Below are 19859 nucleotides of genomic sequence, written 5' to 3'. Positions count from 1 at the left end.
AATAGATGGTAGTTCGTGAGCGTTTTGAACAAGAGTTACAAGAGGTACAGGGTCAATTTATTGCCCTTGCCAACAGCAGTATTCTAGCGCTACAAACGGCTTTTGAAGCATTAGTAGAGCAGGACTTAGAAAAAGCCTTGAAAATTTTAGAAGATGATTTAGTCATTAATCGTCTTGAAGAGGAAATTAATGACCATGTGATTTTAATGATTGCTAAGCAACAACCAGTGGCAACAGATTTGCGTCGCCTTATGGTCCTTGTAAAAGCGGCAGCAGATATGGAAAGAGTGGGCGACTATGCGGTTAATATTGCTAAGGAAGCGATTCGAATTGGAAAAGAACCAATAGTGTTTCCGATAACCAATCTACAAACGATGTGTAATAAAACAGTCGAAATGCTAGAGAGTATCATGAAGGCCTTTACAGAGGAAGATACGGTACGTGCCAAAGAAATCGCAGAATTAGATGATTATGTAGACGATTTATACGGGGCAACAATTACACTTTTACTTCGCGCGGGTGTAGAAAATCCTGCACATATTTCGCAGATAACCCATCTCACATTTATTTGCCGATATCTAGAACGCTCTGCCGATCATGCGACAAATATTGCAGAACATCTATTTTACTTAGTCAAAGGCAAGCATTATGAATTAAATAATTAATGAGGAAGAGCTACTTTTAGCTCTTCTTTTCATTTGGATAAAAAAATTTTATGTAGCAGCAACATTGTCTTTTTCCCTAGCGTCTTTATAACGAGCACTATTGTATTGTCAAAAATTTTTTTTGGCTATACTATAGACATTATCCGAAAAATGTGATGCTTAGGAGGTGCTGCTACGTGAAAGATGCAATCGAAACATTCATTGAGCAATTTGACCAGCAGATGTCAAACGAACAACTAGACTATTTACGTTTTCTCTATAAAAACTTACATTTAGAGGAGTTAAGTGAAGGAGAACAACATTATTTTATCGACTATTTTTTCAAGAGCGAGCCATTACGAAATATGGCAGCATTTGCACTAGAATTGGCAGATATTATGCATGAAATTCGAGAAAATATCCCTGCTATTGAAAAAGCTGAACGCTTAGCAAACGGCCATGAGCAATACCTATATTATGAACGAAAATGGTCAGAGCTGAGACGTCAAAAGCTCAAGCAACAGACAACAAAAAGTGGTAATATTTTTTATGTGCCATTTCATGAATATCAACAGGAACCTGGGCCTATGATTATTTGTTTAGAACAAACGACGGGGATGGCTGCTTACTCTGATCTTTGTAAAAGTATGATTTTACCGTTATTTATGAATGCTCATCGTGAAGGTCGCGATTTATATATTGTTCCATATGATCGTCAAATTCATGTTCACTATCGCTTTGAAAATGGTCATTTAAATTTAGCTGATTTTAAAAGTTTTATCGAATATAAGGCACAAGGAGAAGCCGCAATATTGCCTGTTTTACAGTTTGTTAAAGCATTACTACAGGAAAATCAACTCGATGCTGAAGCGGATGTCATTATTTTTACAGAAGGAACGCCTATTGATGGACAGCATCTCATAACTAAACAAGCAAGAACGATGCTAGAGGAAATGAAGCGGAAATACCATGCTGAATTTTCAGTGATCGCCATGCACGAACATAATTTTAATAAACAGCAGTTTTGGTTTGCCAATAAGGCTTTTTTTGCGGATGATGCTATACAATAAAAAAATAGGGGCTAACCGTTTCTGAAGGTTTGCTCCTTTTTGGTGGAGATACATAGGTTTTTAAAGGAGAAATACATGGATTCATTACTTTGGTTATTACCTAAATTTACAGTCCCAACTTGGATGGATGTCTTGATTGCCGCCATTATTTGTTTAGTTGGTTGGCTTATTCAACGTTTCATCATAAAAAAAATCATTCATTGTGTAGTGACTTTTTTAAGAAATCGCCAGCGGAAATTCCAGGCGAATGTACTTGCCCAATTCAGTAAAGCAATTGGCTATGCATTTATGACGACAGTCATTGTCCTGAGTTTATCTTATTTAATAGAAGTTCCTTTATTTACGCATAGATCAACGAAAAATTTTGTATTGTCAATTCTGGTGTTTTTTGCGTTTAAAGGGATTTATGATGTGTTAAATTTTTATACGAAACAACCATTCGAATTAACGAGTGAAGAGGATCAGAATGTCTTATTACCGTTTTTTCTACGAATTGGTAAAGTAATCATTATGATTTTTGCTATGTTCACGATTGCTTCGTTTTGGGATTTTAACCTCAATGGCTTTTTAACAGGGATCGGTTTAACTGGTGTGGCGATTGCCTTTGGGATTCGTGATACTTTAGCACATGTATTTGGTGGTATGTCTGTCGCGTTGGATAATCCATTCCAAATAGGAGATTGGATCGCAACGGAAGATCAAAAAATTGAAGGCACAATTGAAGATATCAATCTGCGAAGTACCTTAATTCAAACAGGGGATAAGGGGCTTGTCTATGTGCCGAATTCCTATTTAGTCAACCGCCCTATTTATAATTTATCAAAACGAGAAAAACGGAAATGTGAGCAATTTATCTATGTAGCAGCCGAAAATGAGGAGGACCATTTACGTAGTGCTTTAACAGCCATTCATAAGGAAATTTATTTGCATGCCAAAACGGAGAAAGAGATGATCCATGTTTTTATTGATGAATTTCATCATGATTCATATCGTGTACTTGTTCGTTTCTTTATTGCTACAAATGATACAGCTGTTATGCTAGAAGTGCGTCAGGATATTTTATTTGCTATTCGTCAAATAATGGAGGAGTTATCCATTACGTTAGCTACCCCTTACGAGGATGACAGTCTACGAAATAAAAAATAAATTGAATTGTGAGATAGTTTGCATTACAATATAACTTACAAATCAGCGTTGATGAAGAGTAGTAGCTATTTAAATTTGTCATAGAGAGCTAGTGGTTGGTGGAAACTAGTACAAATGAATGGTGAATGGACTTCGGAGCTCTAATCCTGAACGACAGTAGGGATTAGCGTATGCCTACGTTATAAGGCTTCAAGAGGGTCTTCTAGATTGGAGACCAATGAAGGTGGCACCACGGCTTTTCCGTCCTTTTGTGATGGAAAGGCCTTTTTTTATCTTGATTCAGTCATGTTTTTGTCTGAAAGTGAAGCGTGAGGTGCAGAAATTTTCCTCTTGTGTAGGGGAGATAGATGCTTGTTTTACTTTTTTAGCAGATTCAAACACTCGCTGAAGCAAGAGAAAGCCCCTCCATCGGATGTCACAGATTTTGAAGAGATGCTATGTTAGTAACTTGAAAAAATCTGAACACACATACGCTGAGGAGGAGGCGATAGATAGGTGTAGAAGAGCAGAGAAGAGCTTAGAGAAGGAGAGAAGAGTATGACAGTTGAGCTTAGAAAGTATGCCATGAAAGTATTACAGGGGGATATGATGACCCCTATCTCTGTGTATCAATCACTGAGCGGGCAGCATAAAATGTTGTTCGAATCATCAGCCAAGCATGAGGAAAGTGGGCGATATTCCTTTATCGCCATCAATCCAGTGGCTGAATTGAAAGGGAACAAGGAAGAATTCATCTTTTCAAGAGGAATGGAAAAGGACACAATTAGTGGGAATGTGCTCGATCAATTAAAGCAAGTTATGCCATTTCATGAGGAGCACTATCCATTCGCCTTTTTTGGTGGGATCATAGGTTTCTTTGGCTATGAAACAGCTTTTTATACAGAAAAAATCGGAAACTATTTACAGGATGATTTAGCCATGCCTGATGTGCATGTTTTTTTCTATGATACCTTTATTGTTTTTGATCATGTAACACAGGAAATCACACTAGCCTCGATTGATCTATTTCAGGAGGGGCTTTCAATAGAGGAGATGGAGGCTGCTATTGCGACAATAGAGCAACAGCTTTGTGCAGGTACGACCTTTGAGGCATTGAAGGTAGATGAACTACATTTTACACCAATGATGACAAAGGAGCGATTTGTTTCTTTGGTGGAACGTGCTAAGCAGCATATTTTAAGAGGAGATATTTTTCAAATCGTATTATCACAACGCTTTTCAGCACCGTTCACAGGTTCACCATTCTCACTTTATCGTCAATTACGCACATCGAATCCGTCACCCTATATGTTCTATATGGATTTTGGATCCTATGTTATTTTAGGAACATCTCCGGAAAGTCTGGTAAAGGTAAAAAATCGTCAGGTGACAACCAATCCAATAGCTGGTACAAAGCCGCGTGGCGCGACAACAGAACAGGATGAAGCAATTGCAAATGCTCTATTAGCAGATGAAAAGGAAATAGCGGAGCATCGTATGTTAGTAGATTTAGGTCGCAATGATCTTGGACGCATTGCCAAAGTCGGTTCTGTAAAGCTAATGAAATACATGAATATTGAACGGTATAAATATGTGATGCATATGGTGTCAGAGGTAATGGCAGAATTACGAGACGACCTCCATGTTCTGGATGTACTGCGTGCTTGTCTACCAGCTGGGACTGTGTCAGGAGCACCTAAAATTCGAGCCATGCAACTGATTAATGAATTGGAACCAGTGAAGCGGGGCGTGTACGCGGGAGCGGTGGGCTATATTTCAACAACAGGTGATATGGACTTAGCACTCGCTATTCGAACAATGCTCATTAAGGATCAAAAAGCCCATGTACAGGCAGGGGCGGGAATTGTTTATGACTCCATCCCATTGTCGGAATACGAGGAAACGCTCAATAAAGCCCGTGCGCTATTGGAGGTCAAAAAATGATTTTATTAATCGATAATTATGATTCCTTTACTTATAACCTATTTCAACAAATCAGCGTGCTGGGAAAAAACGTTAAAGTCGTGCGAAATGATGCTATTACAATAGAAGAAATTCAAGAAATGTCGCCTGAAGCCATCATTTTATCTCCTGGACCAGGAACACCTGCTGAAGCAGGTATCACGGTAGCTGTCATCAAGGAACTGTATCAAAATTTCCCCATTTTAGGTATATGCCTTGGCCATCAATCGATTGGGCAGGCTTTTGGCTCCAATATTGTGCAGGCCCAAAATATTATGCATGGAAAGCTGTCACCATTACAATACGAGCAAACAGGTTTATTTAAGCGAATAAAGGGTGATATTGAAGTAATGCGTTATCATTCTTTAATTATTGAAGCAAGGACATTGCATAAGGATTTTAACATAATTGCAACAGCCGGTGATGATGGGGAGATTATGGCCATTCAACATAAGAATTATCCTCTTTATGGTCTGCAGTTTCACCCAGAATCAATCGGCACAAAAGAAGGCAATATCATGATGCAAGCCTTCCTCGATAGTATAGCGTAATGGCCGCAAAAAAGCTGTCGTCTAATGTGACGACAGCTTTTTAGGTTACTGCTTTTTGCCTGTAATTAACTTAGCAATTTCTTCTAAAGACATGGAAGAATTGACTTCATAGGAGCCGATTTGTAAGCTGCGGGCATATTTTGCGTTAGCGAGTAGTAACTCCATTTCAACACTATTGGTAATAATGCCGCCGTCTTCAAGCTTTTGTGCCACAATATAGGGTGTGATTCCACTGTATAATTGCAATGTCATCTTTGTCACATCACCGTTTGTTTCTTCAACGGCTTGTTCATCAGAATCTGTCGTAGACGTTTCTTCTGTTGTATGTACTGGCTTTAATTGTCCCTTTAACGAGGCAATTTCTTGGTTGGCCTTGTTTAGCTTATCTTGCAGTTGTTCTACCTGTTGCAGATTGCCAGCTTCTTTAGTAGGGAGACCAATATTTACATCAAAGCGACTGGAGAGTGCTAGCAAAGCTCCGACAAGAAAAATGGCAATGCCAAATGCGCGGATGGCGGACTTGTTCATCACTTATCGACCTCCATTTGCAATGACTTGACGAACTTGCTCTTCTGTTAAATTAGAACGAATACTGATATCAGCTACAGAAAGACCTTGTTTATTTAATTCGAGCACCTGACTAACAATAATTTGATGAATCGGTTTGACTTGGGTTGTCGTTTGTGCAATTTTTGACGCTTGTGCAGCCTGTTGAACAGCTTGCATGACTTGTTGAACTTTAGGGTTTTGTCCTTTTTGACTCGGAGCTGATGTTGATTTCACTTGGAATTCAGGCTCTAATAAAAGTTCTTCCTCGACAATTTTTAGGCGACGCTTTAAATTATTTGTTTCTTGGAAGATCGAGATGGATAATTCTTCGACATCTTTTTCGATTTTTTTCGAGCTATTTTTGAAAAAGAACGATAGGATGATTAAAATTATGCCGATACTCATTAGTAAGATGGATAAATCCAATAGTTTCACCTCAATGTAGTATGTAATTATAAGATATTTTACCATATGCAAACTTAATATGAAATGAAGGTAGATTTTTTTTCAGTTTATGTTATAATAGGTTAGTCGTATAAATCATGCTCAAATTTTAATTCTTGATATAGAGTGGGAGGGTTAATGATGCGCGTAAACATTACTTTAGCTTGCACAGATTGCGGCGAACGTAACTACATTTCTAAAAAGAACAAGCGTAACAATCCAGAGCGTCTTGAACTTAAAAAATATTGCTCTCGCGAGAAGAAATACACTCTTCACCGTGAAACTAAGTAATCGCTCATTAAGCCAAAACCACAAGTGGTTTTGGCTTTCTACATTTTATGAAATCATTTCGGGTATAAGGATACGAAGTATGATGATATAGGAGGTAGCCTGGATGGATAAAACAACATTACGAAATAAGATGCGACAAGCTCTTGCGACAATGACTGATGAAGCTTATCAATATCAATCATTAGCTATCGTAAAAAAGGTGCTACAGGAATCATATATAATAGAAGCAAATATAATTGGCATGACCATTTCAAATAAGCCAGAAGTCGACACCATTCTTTTAATTGAAGAATTATGGCGACTTGGTAAAAAGGTCGCTGTTCCGAAATGTCATCCAAAAACAAGAGCAATGTCATTTTACATTATTGATTCATTTGCCCAGCTTGAAACTGTATATATGCATTTGCGTGAGCCTATTCCAGCAAGATGTGAGTTAGTTGACGCAAATGACATGGATGTCATCCTTGTGCCTGGCGTTGTTTTTGACCGTAATGGCTATCGAATCGGCTATGGCGGTGGTTATTATGACCGCTATGTATTAAACTATAAAAAAGGGAAGCTGATGTCGCTGCTCTTTGATGAGCAAATCATTGATTGTGTCCCAGCCGAGGAGCATGATTGCCCAGTAGACATCATTATGACACCGACAGAACGTATTGATTGTCTAGCACAACGAGGAGCGAGCGAAAATGGATAAAATGTTAGATATTTATGAACTTTTGAAAACATATGGTACTTTTATTTATACACGTGATCCCATTGGCGATTTGATGTTAATGGAGGATGAAATACGTGAGCTCTATAAAGCAAATGTACTAGACATAAAAGACTATCAAATGGCATTGTTACTCATTCGACAAGAAACAACAAAACTTCGTATGGAAGAAAATAAAAAGTAATGTTTAAAATATAATGTAATGGAGTATTGTGAAAATAATGTAACAAGTATGTAATATTCTTAAAAACAGTGGATTTCCGCTGTTTTTATGTTTTTAAGAAACTTTTTACATTCCAAAACGTATATATAGATGTCTGGTGCATAAAAAGAGCGCGGAGAAAAAAATTTCCAAAAGATATGTGTTGATTATCTGTTAAAAAAGGATTAAGATATATTTTGTTTCCGTAACAAAATGTAAAAAATTATTATTTTTTTGTAAGGAAGTAGGGAGGATGTTAGGAATGAAATCAATAAAGTGGCCTAAACATTCATTTATGATACTAGCAATTATAGCAACATGGATCAAAACGGTCATTGTTTACCACACAAGCTTTGAGATGAAAATTGAAAATGCAATGCAACAATTTATTTTGTTTATTAATCCATTAAGCTTCTTGCTATTTACGTATGGTTTATCACTATTCTTTAAATCAGCAAAAGCTAGAAATCGTTATCTGATTACGGTCAGCGTTATTTTATCCATTGTTTTATACGGAAATGTAGCGTTCTATCGATTCTACAATGACTTTATTACGCTACCAGTATTATTCCAAACAAGTAATTTCAGTGACTTAGGAACATCAGTAGCAGCCATTGTTGAGCCATGGGATGTATTATATTTCGTTGATGTCGTTATTTTAATCTTAGCGAATAAATTTTTACCGAAAATGAAAGAAGCATTTAAAGTGAATATTGAATTCCGACGTGCATTTTTTGTATTAGCAGTCGCAATTTCATTTTTAAACTTAGGATTAGCTGAAACAGAGCGTCCACAATTATTAACACGTAGTTTTGACCGCGAATTATTAGTAAAAAATATTGGTACGTACAATTACCATTTGTATGATATTTATATTCAAACTAAATCATCTGCTCAGCGTGCATTAGCGGATGGCAGTGAATTAGTTGAAGTAAACAACTATGTGCGTTCTAATCAGGCTGCCGTTAACCCAGAGATGTTTGGGAAATATAAAGGTCGCAACTTAATTGTTGTGTCGATGGAGTCTTTACAAAACTTTGTCATCAATAATGATATGAATGGTCATGAAATTACGCCATTCTTAAACTCTTTAACAAAAGATAAAGATACGTATTATTTCAGTAACTTCTATCACCAAACAGGCTTAGGAAAAACATCTGACTCAGAGTTTATTGTTGAAAACTCATTGTTTGGATTAGGTCGTGGTGCTGTATTCTTCACGCATGGTGGAAATACGTATAATTCAATGGCTGAACGCCTTGGAGAAAATGGCTACTTTACAAATGTCATGCACCCGAATAATAAATCATTCTGGAACCGTGATATCATGTATCAATCGTTAAAAATTAATAAATTCTACGATATAGATTCATATACGGTTGAAGAAGGGCAAGCTGTCAACTGGGGTATGAAAGATACACCATTCTTAGAGCAATCTGCTGCTTTAATGAAAGACATGCCACAGCCATTCTATTCAAGATTAATTACGTTAACGAACCACTATCCATTCACTTTGGATCCTGAAGATATTATGATTCCTGAATATGATTCAAATTCAGGTACATTAAATCGTTACTTCCAGACAGTACGTTATATGGATGAAGCTTTAAAAGACTTCTTCCAAGAGTTAAAAGATCAAGGTGTTTATGATAACTCTATTATCGTAATGTATGGAGACCATTATGGTATTTCTGAAAACCATAATAAAGCGATGGCACAATATTTAGGAAAAGAACAAATTACACCAATGGACAATGCATTGCTTCAAGAAGTGCCTTTATTCATCCATATCCCAGGATCTGACGATGGTAAAGAAATGACAGAGATTTCAGGACAAATGGATTTACGTCCAACAATCTTACATCTTCTTGGCGTTGAAACGTCAAAAGACATGCAAATGGGTGCAGATTTATTCTCTCCAGAGCATGAGGATTTTGTTGTCTTCCGTGATGGACGCTTTATAACAGATAAATATGTTTATGCTGGAGAAGCTTGCTATGACAAAGCAACTGGTGAAGAAATAGATGGTGAGCCATGCCAGTCATATGCTGATCGTGCGACAATGGAGCTGGAAAATTCCGATGCTATCATAAATGGAGACCTGCTACGTTTCTATGATGAAAAGACAGGTAATTTAAAACAGGATTCCGTCAAATAACAAAAGAGAGATCTCAAGTTGAGGTCTCTCTTTTCTTTTTTGATTGACAAATTACTATAAGCAATTATAATAAATTTAAATATCTGCATAACGAAGATTTGTTTTTGCATTTCGGAGTATAAGAGTGAAAGGCATGGAAAAGAACGAGTAGCTTTAATCGAACTGACAGAGAGTAGCCGGTTGCTGAGAGGCGCAAGGGATATTAAAGTGAATACATCTTGGAGCTGCGTACCGAAATTTTAGTAGGCTACGACGGGGTTGCATCCGTAATCATTGCAAAAGTATCGCTATGGCTGTACTTATTGAGGAGGGCTGTGTGAATAGCTCTCGAAAAAAGGTGGTAACACGTTCATGAACGTCCTTAGGATTAGTCCTAAGGGCTTTTTTTATGCCTTTACAGCCCAAGTGTTTATCTTGATTTGGCCGTCCTCTTACGCTGAGGCGTAGTTGATTAGTGAACTCTTATAGAGCTTGCAATATTAATATTTAATATTACAAGGAGATGTTTCATATGTTTTTAACACCAAAAGAGCAATTAGCGATAATTAAGAAGGGTGCTGATCAAATCGTTGATGAGCAGGAATTACTCGAAAAATTAGAGCGATCCTATAAGGAGCAGAAGCCTTTAATCATTAAGTTAGGGCTTGATCCGTCCGCCCCGGATATTCATTTAGGGCATGCAGTCGTTCTACGGAAAATAAAGCAAATGCAGGATTTAGGGCATCAGGCGGTCATTGTTATCGGTGATTTTACAGGGCGTATTGGTGATCCAACGGGTAAAGCAAAAGGCCGTGTCGCGTTAAGTGATGACATGGTCAAGCAAAACGCTAAAACATACTGTGAGCAAATTTTTAAAGTGATAGATATGAACAAGACAACTATTCGTTTCAATAGTGAATGGTTAGCAAAGCTGTCATTTGAAGAAGTCATTCAGCTGGCAGCCACGACATCCGTTGCTCGACTGTTAGAACGTGAGGACTTTCAAAAACGGTACCGTCAGCAAATACCAATTGGCATCCACGAATTTTTCTACCCGCTTATGCAAGCATATGATTCGGTAGAGCTACAGGCCGATATTGAATTAGGGGGAACAGATCAAACATTCAATATTTTAATGGGCCGCACCTTACAAAAGCAACGGCGGTTAGAAAAACAAATTGCCATTTTTATGCCATTACTCGAAGGTTTAGATGGCATTGAAAAAATGAGTAAGAGCCTTGGCAATTATATTGGTGTCAGTGAAGCGCCAGAGGTCATGTTTAAAAAGGTAATGGAAGTACCAGATGCCTTACTCATCAAATATTTTGAACTAGCAACAGATGAGCATCCACTACAAGTGCAAACCATTCAAGATAGACTGCAAATGGGAGAGAATCCCCGTGATGTAAAATTACAGTTAGCAGAAATTATAACGGCCTTATACCATGGGACTACAGCAATGGAGGAAGCTAAATCCTATTTCCAAGCTGCATTTCAAAGAAAGGAAATACCAAAAAATATTCCTATACTGCTCCTAGAAATTGATAAGGAAAGAATAGTGGATATTATCCCACAACTAGTGGCAATGGATTATATTCATAGTAAGAGTGAATTTCTGCGGTTAATCAAGCAAAATGGAGTATCCTTGAATGGAGAAAAAATAGTGATGGATGATTTATCACTTGTACTAATGAATGATGATGTCATTCAAATTGGTAAGAAACGATTTCTTAAATTAAATAAATAATAAATACAAAAAAAGAGCAATCTCCAGGGAGACTGCTCCTTTTTGTCTGAATTTTAGTGTAATTGTGGTGGATACCCACTGTGAACAATCGTCATGATGACGAACCATCCAAATACAGCGGCACTTAATAAGTTGAAAACAACGCTTAATAGGTTCTTTTCTTTAATTGCTTGGAATGTACCAACTACAGCTAAAATCGCTACTAGACCAAAAATAACCATTAATAAGTTCATTAAAAATAGACACTCCTTTCGACATCAGAAAATGAATGTCGCAAACAATATTCCTCCTTAATTGTAAACGTTCTGTTTGTTTTTGTCGAGAACTAAAATAGCGTAAACTATGAACATTTATCGTCAAATTGTGGCAAAGCCTGTATAATAGAAAGTTGAGGTGATCACTATGATGAACGTACGAAGTTATTCTCTTGGACCTGTTCAAACGAATTGCTATATCGTATCGAATAAAGAAAAAGAATGTATTATATTTGATCCAGGTGAGGAAGCAGAGCGTCTTATTAAAACAATTCGTAGCAATGGCTTAAAACCACTTGCTATCTTTTTAACACATGCCCATTTTGATCATATAGGGGCTGTAGATGCTGTACGCGAAGTGTTTGATATTCCTGTATGGATTCATGAAAAGGAAGTTAGCTGGCTAGGAGATCCAACGAAGAATGGCTCTAGTAAATATGCTGCATTACCAGATTATAGGGTAGCAGCACCAGCGCAAGACACAATTATTAAAGAAGAACAGCTATTTGAGATCAGTAATTTTGCTTTCCAAGCTGTTTTTACGCCTGGACATTCACCTGGTAGTATTTCTTATGTTTTTGATAATGACGGTTTTGCCATTGTTGGAGATACGTTATTTGAACAAGGTGTGGGACGTACAGATTTAGTAGGTGGCTCAACAAAAGTATTATTAGCATCCATTCATCACAAATTGTTGACATTACCCGAGGATACTATTATTTATCCTGGACACGGAAATTATACAACAGTAGGCGCAGAAATGGAGACAAATCCTTTCTTAAATGGATTTTAAAAAGGAATAACCAAAGCGCATAAAAAAGCGTATCTCAGCATTGTGAGATACGCGATTTTTTTTGTATTAATGACCGCCACCAGGTACGTGAATGAATGTTGTATAGTACGTGAAGCCAGCGAAGAATACAGTTAAATATGCTCCGAAAATGTACATGTACATACGTTCTGAAAGGTTTAAGAAGCCTAATAATAAGAATAAACCTGTATTACCTAAGAATAATAGCGATACCTCGTTCATACCACCAAGGTAGAACATAACGGCAAAAATACCTGTCCAGAATGCCATAACTTTATACATATTATCCATGAAGATTTCCCCTCCTTTTGCCCACGACACAATAATCTCTTACTCATTATAAATGATATGAAAGGTGTCTGTAAACTGGAACTTCTCCGTCTTTGTGACAAACAAATGGATTTTTAATCTAGCTTTCGATTTCTGTCACGTTTATTTCATATTTACATAAATCGCAATTATGTATCATACTTTCAATTTGCACAAATTCATTGTTCGTAAACAATGCATCTAATTGACCTTTTAAATAGGATTCATGTAATGAACAAACAATATCAGAATGCGAAGTAAGTTGCTCCTGGAAAGGACAATTGAAGATGGAGAAGGTCACTTTTTTGCCATGTTCGGTTTGTTGAATTTGTGGAATATAGCCAATTAAAGCGGCATTGTCCGTTAACAGCTGAAGCTTTTCATCGAAGGATAGAGAATTATTTAATGTTAATTCAGCGCTGATATAATTTTTCATTTGCTGGTATCCGTCTTGGTAGCTAATTTCTTGGCACTTCGTTAAGGCAGATGGTCCAATGTCTTCAATTAATTGGATCGTCCATTTTAATAAACGATCTTCATCGCGTCTTGGAAATGTTAGAGATACGCCTTTCTCTGAAGCTTTATAAACACGTCCAGGTCTACCACCTTTGCCTGTTTTGACATAGTCCGCAGAAATAATATTGATTTCTGAAAGCTTTGTTAAATGAAGCCGAGCAACGTTTGGATGGATGCCGAATTGATCAGCAATATGTTGTACTGTGACTGTTTTTTTCTCTTGCAATATGTACTCATAAATAGAGTACCTTGTTTCATCGGCTAATGTACTAGTAATTTTCAATGGATGGATCATGCGCTTCACCTCTTTAAATTTTTTTAAAAAATTATGTTCGCCTACCAAGTGTTAGGAAAATAATCATGTTCATTCTATTATATTGTATTATTGAAAAAGGTACAGTTCATTTCGGCATAAATATTAATTTTTTCATGCATTTATCTTCTTTTTTAGTGGGAAACTGCACTTTATCCACATTTTTATAGCAAAAAACATGATTGACAGGAAAATGTACAACAAATTTTTATTTTCAGAAAAGGGCTTTTCTCGTGGCATTTTCCTCTTTATACTAGGAAATAACGAATAGAGCGGTCATATTCGAATGAACTAGAAGTGAGGTGCATATATGCAGAATTTTGAAACAGTTGTCGAACAAAAATGTGAGCAACTTTTACTAAAGGCCTATCATTTTGGTGCATCCGATTTATTACTCGTTCCAGGTAATAAAAGATATCAGGTTTATTTTCGAAAATATGATAAGCTACTCCAAGCTGGTGAGCTCCCAAATGAACTTGCAGAAAGAATGATTTCCTACTATAAATTTCTTGCGGCATTAGATATCAGTGAACGACGAAAACCTCAAAGCGGCTCCTTTCAAAAAGCAATGGAACACAATCCATACGCCTTTCGAGTATCCACACTGCCTTCCGTCTTTTTAAAAGAAAGCCTGATTATCCGTTTACTTCTCCAAAATCATACATTCCCACTAACGTCATTAAGCTATTCCAAAAGTGCAGCACACAATTTAATGGAGCTTGTGCAACATCGTCAAGGTCTTCTGTTTTTTACAGGCGCAACAGGCTCTGGCAAATCTACATCACTCTATTCCTTAATCCACTATTGTTCCACAGAATTAAATCGGCATGTGATTTCTTTAGAAGATCCTGTAGAAAATAGCCAAGCAAATTTACTTCAAATTCAAGTGAACGAGCGAGCGGGCGTTACATATGCTATGGGACTAAAAGCCATTTTACGTCACTCTCCTGATGTTATCATGATTGGTGAAATTCGAGATAAAGAGACAGCAAAAATTGCTATCCAAGCTGCCTTAACAGGACACTTAGTTGTCTCAACCATTCATGCAAAAGATACCATTCGTTGCCTGTATCGTTTAATGGACTTAGATGTGTCGATAGAGGAGCTTCATCAAACGATTATCGGTATTGTGGCACAAATACTTGTTCAGACTTCAGCAGTACAAGATGAGCGCCGTGCGGTATATGAAATTTTACAGGATGTTCATTTAACAAGAGCCATTTCTGCGATTAAAGAAAAGGTCAACTATGAACTCCCTTATGAATTAACATTAATGGGACAAAAAGAATTAGTGGAGAGCTTTTATGCACCTACAAACATATATCCATAATGTTTTGCTTTATTATAGTAGGGCGACAAAATGGCGAGTAAGGGAGCAGGCACAATTTTTTAATCGATTATGTGTGTTAATGCAAGAAGGATATTTATTTCCACAGGCCATTTCAATGCTATTGCCTCATCATATAAAGGCGCATGAAGATATGCAGCAGCAAATTGATGAAAAACTGAAGCAAGGGGAAGGGGTTGCAGGGATACTTGAAACTTTACAGCTGAGCAAGCATTATTTAATGGCCATCAAGGTAGCAGAAAATAATGGTCATATGATAGAAGCTTTACAAGGTGTAGCTAAGCAAATAAAGGTAAGTGAAATGACCAAGAAAAAGCTCATAAAGCTGCTGATCTATCCTGTCACGCTGATCGTATTTTTGCTGTTATTATTTTTGGTGTTTCGTACCATCTTTTTACCAAACATCGAAAGACTGGTAGCCGGCCGAACCGCAGAAACAGAAACAAGTATTACGTTGTCCACTACGTTATTACATGTTCCTGATGTAGTCATCCTCACCATTTTCATCGCAACAGGCAGTTTATTTATTGTTCGTCTCTATCTCAATCGACAGCCTACTGCACATCAACTCACCATCCTATTCAAGATTCCTTTTATTCAACGCTATATGCGACTGATATTAACAAGACAGTTTGCTGCTTATTTAGGAAGCTTACTGCAAAGTGGATTTTCATTACAAGCCAGCCTCCAACTTTTAGAAGAGCAACAACTTCAACCTTTTCTGCAAATTCTTTCGCAGCGCATAAAAGAAAGGGTTATTTTTGGAGAGTCACTAACACTTGCCGTAATGAGACTAGCTGTTTTTCAAAAGGATTTTCCTGTTTTTGTAGAGCACGGTGAGCAAAGCGGCTATTTAGGAAAAGAATTAGTGTTGTATAGCGAATTATTACTGGAAAAACAGGAACAACTTCTGCAAAAAGTATTAGCATTTGTACAACCAACCTTCTTTATCCTCATAGCAGTCTGTATAGTAGCTGCCTATGTCAGTTTATTATTACCCATCTATCACATGATTGAATTAGTTTAGGAGGGAAAAGATGAAACGTATCAACGAACAAGCAGGGTTCACTTTAATCGAGATGCTAATTGTTTTATTAATCATTTCAATCCTTATTTTAATTACGATTCCAAATGTTACGAAGCATTTTGCTACCATTGATGAGAAGGGCTGTAAGGCTTATATATCTATGGTACAAGGGCAGGTCGAGGCCTATCGAGTAGATTTTATGACCTATCCAACATTAGATGATCTAGTGATGAAAGGCTATTTAAAAGAACATGAAACGACTTGCCCAAATAAAGCCGAAATAGTCATCACGAATGAGGGAGAGGTACGACTAGCCAATGCAGATTTGGAAACAGGGTCAAATAGCTGATGAACATAATAAAAATGGTGGTTTTACAATTCTTGAAATACTGATTGTTTTGTTTCTTGTTATGAGTTTAACAGCGATTGTTAGTAAATTTTCATTCAAAATAGCAGAAGCAAAGGAATTGGAACGATTTTTTACGCAAATGCAACTAGATATTCAGTATATTCAAACCTATAGCATGAATGAACGGCAATATATAGCAATGAAAATAATAAGTCCCAGTAATCGTTATGTTATTCAAAAAGATTTTTATACCATTTTATATGAACGTCCTTTTCCAAAAGGAGTGGAGTTTTTGAACGCAGAAAGTTCTATTCATACACTTAGTTATAATACTAAAGGAAATGTTATGTCAGCTGGAACCATTGCCTTTAAAACCCCTCAAGGAAAGAAAAAGGTCGTTATTACATTAGGACGAGGGAGAGCTAGAGTTGAATGAGTCAGGCTATTCTTTTGTAGAAACCATTTTAGCTATGGGGATTTTAACAATATTGTGTATGTCGTTAATACCGCTTACCTATACGATGAAGACGAATCTTACAAATAAAAAACTAGAACTCATCGCAGCTGAAACTGCCTATGAAGGTTTAAAGCAATATCAGGCAGTACAGCAAACAGAAGGCTCTAGGACCATTGAACAAGTAGAGTATCATTGGGAATTTGATGGACAACAAATTTGTGTCCGTTTTCAAAACATGCGTGAACTGCGCCAAAAATGTATACAAGATACAGGTGAAGTCCGTGAATGACAAAGGCTATACATTAATAGAAGCCATATTTCAATTGGTTGTTTTTGTGCTTGTATCTCATCTTTTTGTTCTTATTATGCTGTGGTTTGCTGAAATGAAATCAACCATGCTAACAGATGAACAAACAAAGTGGGAGCTATTTGTTTATGATGTAAATCATTCTCTACAGAATGTCTCTGCGTTTGCTATTCGGGAAGATCGAAAAAGAGTGAGCTTTCAAACTGCAAATACAATCCATCACATTGATTGCTATCCTAATATTATTCGTGAGCAAATAAATGGTGGACATGTTCCCATGCTAATCGGAATTAATAAATGCCAATTTAACTATACAGAAAACATGCTGACGGTAGCTGTCGAAATGACTAGCGGTATTCAAAAGGAGCGAAGCTTCTATGTGCCAATTATTGAAAAATGACAGAGGGGCTATTTTTTTGATCGCAATTGCATTATTATTTTTTGTAACTACTTTTGTTCTTGCGTATTGTATGTCTTATGAAATGCAGTTTCGAACATATGATGGGCTAGAAAAATTAAATGTTCAAACTACGATAAATTTATTAGGACAAATTTTGTCAGACAGTGTAGAATCGTAGTTATAAGAAGGTGATCCGAATTGCGAAAAATATATTTAGTTGGCTTTATGGGCAGTGGGAAAAGTGCGTTAGGAAGACGTTTAAGTTATTTATTAAAGATGCCATATTATGATATGGATCGTGAGATTGTGCGCCAGCAGGGAATGACAATTCCACAGATTTTTGAAAAATACGGAGAGGCCCATTTTCGAGAAATAGAAACAGAATTTTTGAAAAATTTCAGAGATGAGGCTTGTATTATTTCTACAGGTGGTGGCGTTGCCATTAATGCTGAGAATCGAAAAATTATGAGACGTAGTGGATTAGTGTTTTTTTTAGATGCGTCTTTTGAAGATATTTATAAACGAATACAGCATGATCCAAACAGACCCATTGTCCAGAGCTCTACAAAGGAAGAGCTAGAAAGCCTGTATCATTACAGAAGGAAGTTTTACCGTGAGGTAGGACATATCCAAGTATTGACAGAAGGTAGAACTATCCGTCATATTCTAGAGTATTTAGTATTTCAAGTGAAAAGATTAAAAAACGAACGATGATTGTATTATTGATAAATTATGTTCGTGTTTTATTATCTTTTAAAAAATGATTGCCTTTTCAATGCATTTAATGTTAGGATATAGACAAATAAGTAACTAAATGTTCATTGACTACTAAATAGTACCAAGAACTATCTTGGGCGGATGATTGTGCGGGGAGAGCGCGTGTAGACGCCACCGAAGGAGCAAGTAGTAAATGGCTATGAATCTCTCAGGTAAAAGGACTCGTACAAGACGCAACTCTGGAGAGAGCTGTAGTATAACAATAACAGCCACCAAAGGGGAAAGCCGGCTGATTGGCAGTGTGAAAACTTGCGAGCCAGTCTGGTGTAACTTTCAGGTGCAAGGACAGAGAATCCCGAAAAGGGGTTCGTCTGTCTTTTTTTATGTCCACAGGTGCTTTAAAGATTGGAAACGATACGCACTGACTGTATTAATACAAAAGCAGACGAACTACTACCAGTAAAAATGTAACGAACAATAAGGGGGCAAAAAAGAATGACGAATGAATTAAAACGTACACCTCTATTTGAAGAATACGCGAAATACGGTGCAAAAACAGTAGACTTCGGTGGCTGGGAACTACCTGTTCAATTTACTTCCATTAAAGAAGAACATGATGCAGTGCGTCATCGTGCAGGCTTATTTGATGTATCACATATGGGAGAAATTTTAGTAACAGGTCCCGATGCATTAGGTTTTTTACAAAATCTTTTATCAAATGATGTATCTAAAATTGTTAATGGCCAAGCGCAATACACAGCCATGTGTTATGAAGATGGAGGCGTTGTTGACGATTTATTAACGTATAAATTAGCTGATAATCACTATTTATTATGTGTCAATGCAGCCAATATTGAAAAAGACTATGATTGGATGATGGAAAATCAACATCAATATGATGTGACGATTGATAACCAGTCCGATGCTTATGCACAAATTGCTCTTCAAGGACCATTAGCAGAGGAAGTTCTTCAATCCCTTACTTCGACTGATGTTCGTGCCATTAAATTTTTCCGCTTCCAAGAGGGCGTTGAAGTTGCGGGTCATCAAGTATTAGTTTCTCGTAGTGGCTATACAGGAGAAGATGGCTTTGAACTTTACGGTGCTCCAGAAGATATTAAAGCACTATGGGGTAAAATTTTAGATGCTGGTCATGATAAAGGCGTAGTACCGGCAGGTTTAGGATGCCGCGATACACTACGTTTTGAAGCAGGGCTACCATTATACGGTCAAGAGCTATCGGCAACAATTTCTCCACTTGAGGCTGGGATTGGCTTTGCTGTGAAATTAAATAAAGAAGACTTCATTGGTCATGAAGCATTAGTAGCGCAGAAGGAAAATGGTCTTACACGCAAATTGGTAGGCATTGAAATGATTGATAAAGGCATTCCACGTCATGGCTACAAAGTGTTCAAGGACGGTAAGGAAATCGGTGAAGTGACAACGGGTACACAGCTTCCTTCATCTAAACGTAATGTTGGTCACGCTTTAATTGACAGTCAATTCGCAACAATCGGAACTGAGCTAGAAATCGAAATTCGTGGGAAACACTTAAAGGTAGTAACAGTAGAAACACCGTTTTACAAGCGTTCAAAATAATAGTTGAAAAGAGGG

24 protein-coding genes, 1 riboswitch and 2 other annotated features are annotated in these 19859 nt (G+C 37.1%); of the genes, 19 read left to right on the top strand and 5 right to left on the bottom strand.

Going from position 1 to position 19859, the window contains the following annotated elements:
• The first annotated feature begins 5 nt into the window (after nt 1-5).
• The 5 genes from phoU to AC6BKE_RS22315 all read left to right on the top strand — a co-directional run bounded on the left by phoU (nt 6) and on the right by AC6BKE_RS22315 (nt 5352).
• Nucleotides 6-665 (top strand): phosphate signaling complex protein PhoU, encoded by a 660-nt coding sequence (gene phoU, locus AC6BKE_RS22335; RefSeq protein ID WP_036120292.1) that lies wholly within the window; start codon nt 6-8, stop codon nt 663-665.
• 176 nt (nt 666-841) lie between these two features.
• Complete coding sequence (locus AC6BKE_RS22330; RefSeq protein ID WP_089934838.1) at nt 842-1714, top strand: vWA domain-containing protein; 873 nt, start codon at nt 842-844, stop codon at nt 1712-1714.
• Nucleotides 1715-1789: 75 nt separating this feature from the next.
• Complete coding sequence (locus AC6BKE_RS22325) at nt 1790-2860, top strand: mechanosensitive ion channel family protein (protein WP_271910326.1); 1071 nt, start codon at nt 1790-1792, stop codon at nt 2858-2860.
• Between the two features lie 39 nt (nt 2861-2899).
• Nucleotides 2900-3111, top strand: a binding site (T-box leader).
• 286 nt (nt 3112-3397) lie between these two features.
• Nucleotides 3398-4783: an anthranilate synthase component I gene (trpE, locus tag AC6BKE_RS22320; protein WP_499858075.1), complete on the top strand. Its 1386-nt coding sequence runs from the start codon at nt 3398-3400 to the stop codon at nt 4781-4783.
• A complete protein-coding gene (locus AC6BKE_RS22315; RefSeq protein WP_036120254.1) occupies nt 4780-5352 on the top strand; it encodes an anthranilate synthase component II in 573 nt (190 codons plus the stop codon). The genes trpE and AC6BKE_RS22315 overlap by 4 nt, the downstream gene beginning before the upstream one ends.
• Nucleotides 5353-5397: 45 nt before the next feature.
• Here the strand turns inward: AC6BKE_RS22315 and AC6BKE_RS22310 are convergent, their stop codons facing one another.
• Together AC6BKE_RS22310 and AC6BKE_RS22305 are read right to left on the bottom strand one after the other, a co-directional pair.
• Nucleotides 5398-5880 carry a hypothetical protein gene (locus AC6BKE_RS22310; protein WP_036120279.1) on the bottom strand — a complete coding sequence of 161 codons (483 nt, stop codon included), beginning with the start codon at nt 5878-5880 and terminating at the stop codon, nt 5398-5400.
• A 3-nt stretch (nt 5881-5883) separates the two neighbouring features.
• A complete protein-coding gene (locus AC6BKE_RS22305; RefSeq protein ID WP_308221987.1) occupies nt 5884-6336 on the bottom strand; it encodes a hypothetical protein in 453 nt (150 codons plus the stop codon).
• 150 nt (nt 6337-6486) lie between these two features.
• Here AC6BKE_RS22305 and rpmG point away from each other — a divergent pair, with 150 nt between their 5' ends.
• The 5 genes from rpmG to tyrS all read left to right on the top strand — a co-directional run bounded on the left by rpmG (nt 6487) and on the right by tyrS (nt 11437).
• Nucleotides 6487-6636 (top strand): 50S ribosomal protein L33, encoded by a 150-nt coding sequence (gene rpmG / locus AC6BKE_RS22300; protein WP_008408521.1) that lies wholly within the window; start codon nt 6487-6489, stop codon nt 6634-6636.
• A gap of 103 nt (nt 6637-6739) precedes the next feature.
• Nucleotides 6740-7333 carry a 5-formyltetrahydrofolate cyclo-ligase gene (locus tag AC6BKE_RS22295; RefSeq protein ID WP_036120249.1) on the top strand — a complete coding sequence of 198 codons (594 nt, stop codon included), beginning with the start codon at nt 6740-6742 and terminating at the stop codon, nt 7331-7333.
• Entirely contained in the window at nt 7326-7535 is a 210-nt protein-coding gene (locus AC6BKE_RS22290; protein ID WP_036120247.1) for a YqgQ family protein, read from the top strand. Before AC6BKE_RS22295 ends, AC6BKE_RS22290 begins: the two co-directional genes overlap by 8 nt.
• Nucleotides 7536-7815: 280 nt before the next feature.
• A complete protein-coding gene (locus AC6BKE_RS22285) occupies nt 7816-9711 on the top strand; it encodes an LTA synthase family protein (protein ID WP_271910317.1) in 1896 nt (631 codons plus the stop codon).
• A gap of 125 nt (nt 9712-9836) precedes the next feature.
• Nucleotides 9837-10077, top strand: a binding site (T-box leader).
• A 145-nt stretch (nt 10078-10222) separates the two neighbouring features.
• Nucleotides 10223-11437, top strand: coding sequence for a tyrosine--tRNA ligase (tyrS, locus tag AC6BKE_RS22280; RefSeq protein ID WP_499858070.1), 1215 nt, complete (start codon nt 10223-10225; stop codon nt 11435-11437).
• A gap of 53 nt (nt 11438-11490) precedes the next feature.
• Here tyrS and AC6BKE_RS22275 read toward each other — a convergent pair whose 3' ends face one another.
• Entirely contained in the window at nt 11491-11670 is a 180-nt protein-coding gene (locus tag AC6BKE_RS22275; protein WP_036120238.1) for a DUF2759 domain-containing protein, read from the bottom strand.
• 169 nt (nt 11671-11839) lie between these two features.
• Here AC6BKE_RS22275 and AC6BKE_RS22270 point away from each other — a divergent pair, with 169 nt between their 5' ends.
• Nucleotides 11840-12484, top strand: coding sequence for an MBL fold metallo-hydrolase (locus tag AC6BKE_RS22270; protein WP_058844132.1), 645 nt, complete (start codon nt 11840-11842; stop codon nt 12482-12484).
• A gap of 66 nt (nt 12485-12550) precedes the next feature.
• Here AC6BKE_RS22270 and AC6BKE_RS22265 read toward each other — a convergent pair whose 3' ends face one another.
• Both AC6BKE_RS22265 and AC6BKE_RS22260 read right to left on the bottom strand, forming a co-directional pair.
• Entirely contained in the window at nt 12551-12793 is a 243-nt protein-coding gene (locus tag AC6BKE_RS22265) for a DUF2626 family protein (protein WP_004231035.1), read from the bottom strand.
• 118 nt (nt 12794-12911) lie between these two features.
• A complete protein-coding gene (locus AC6BKE_RS22260) occupies nt 12912-13622 on the bottom strand; it encodes a helix-turn-helix transcriptional regulator (protein WP_036120229.1) in 711 nt (236 codons plus the stop codon).
• A gap of 328 nt (nt 13623-13950) precedes the next feature.
• Here AC6BKE_RS22260 and comGA point away from each other — a divergent pair, with 328 nt between their 5' ends.
• The 8 genes from comGA (at nt 13951) to gcvT (ending at nt 19844) form a co-directional block, all read left to right on the top strand.
• Nucleotides 13951-14970, top strand: coding sequence for a competence type IV pilus ATPase ComGA (gene comGA / locus AC6BKE_RS22255; RefSeq protein WP_036120226.1), 1020 nt, complete (start codon nt 13951-13953; stop codon nt 14968-14970).
• Nucleotides 14945-16015, top strand: a complete 1071-nt coding sequence (gene comGB / locus AC6BKE_RS22250; RefSeq protein WP_036120223.1) for a competence type IV pilus assembly protein ComGB — start codon at nt 14945-14947, stop codon at nt 16013-16015. Before comGA ends, comGB begins: the two co-directional genes overlap by 26 nt.
• A 10-nt stretch (nt 16016-16025) precedes the next feature.
• Nucleotides 16026-16364 (top strand): competence type IV pilus major pilin ComGC, encoded by a 339-nt coding sequence (gene comGC / locus AC6BKE_RS22245; protein WP_036120220.1) that lies wholly within the window; start codon nt 16026-16028, stop codon nt 16362-16364.
• Nucleotides 16333-16800, top strand: a complete 468-nt coding sequence (gene comGD, locus AC6BKE_RS22240; protein ID WP_051891606.1) for a competence type IV pilus minor pilin ComGD — start codon at nt 16333-16335, stop codon at nt 16798-16800. The genes comGC and comGD overlap by 32 nt, the downstream gene beginning before the upstream one ends.
• Nucleotides 16793-17110 (top strand): type II secretion system protein, encoded by a 318-nt coding sequence (locus AC6BKE_RS22235; protein WP_036120217.1) that lies wholly within the window; start codon nt 16793-16795, stop codon nt 17108-17110. The genes comGD and AC6BKE_RS22235 overlap by 8 nt, the downstream gene beginning before the upstream one ends.
• On the top strand, nt 17103-17528 hold the full coding sequence (comGF, locus tag AC6BKE_RS22230) for a competence type IV pilus minor pilin ComGF (protein ID WP_330493181.1): 426 nt from the start codon (nt 17103-17105) through the stop codon (nt 17526-17528). The genes AC6BKE_RS22235 and comGF overlap by 8 nt, the downstream gene beginning before the upstream one ends.
• A gap of 198 nt (nt 17529-17726) precedes the next feature.
• Nucleotides 17727-18242 carry a shikimate kinase gene (locus tag AC6BKE_RS22225; RefSeq protein ID WP_036120210.1) on the top strand — a complete coding sequence of 172 codons (516 nt, stop codon included), beginning with the start codon at nt 17727-17729 and terminating at the stop codon, nt 18240-18242.
• Between the two features lie 144 nt (nt 18243-18386).
• Nucleotides 18387-18479, top strand: a riboswitch (glycine riboswitch).
• A 261-nt stretch (nt 18480-18740) separates the two neighbouring features.
• The gene (gene gcvT / locus AC6BKE_RS22220; protein ID WP_089934847.1) at nt 18741-19844 is read left to right on the top strand and encodes a glycine cleavage system aminomethyltransferase GcvT; all 1104 of its coding nucleotides are present in this window, start codon (nt 18741-18743) and stop codon (nt 19842-19844) included.
• Nucleotides 19845-19859 lie beyond the last annotated feature (15 nt).

This window comes from Lysinibacillus sp. COL-1 (assembly GCF_059814265.1).
The sequence above is the reverse complement of the archived record's forward strand: the minus strand, read 5'-3'. Positions and strand labels throughout refer to the sequence as shown.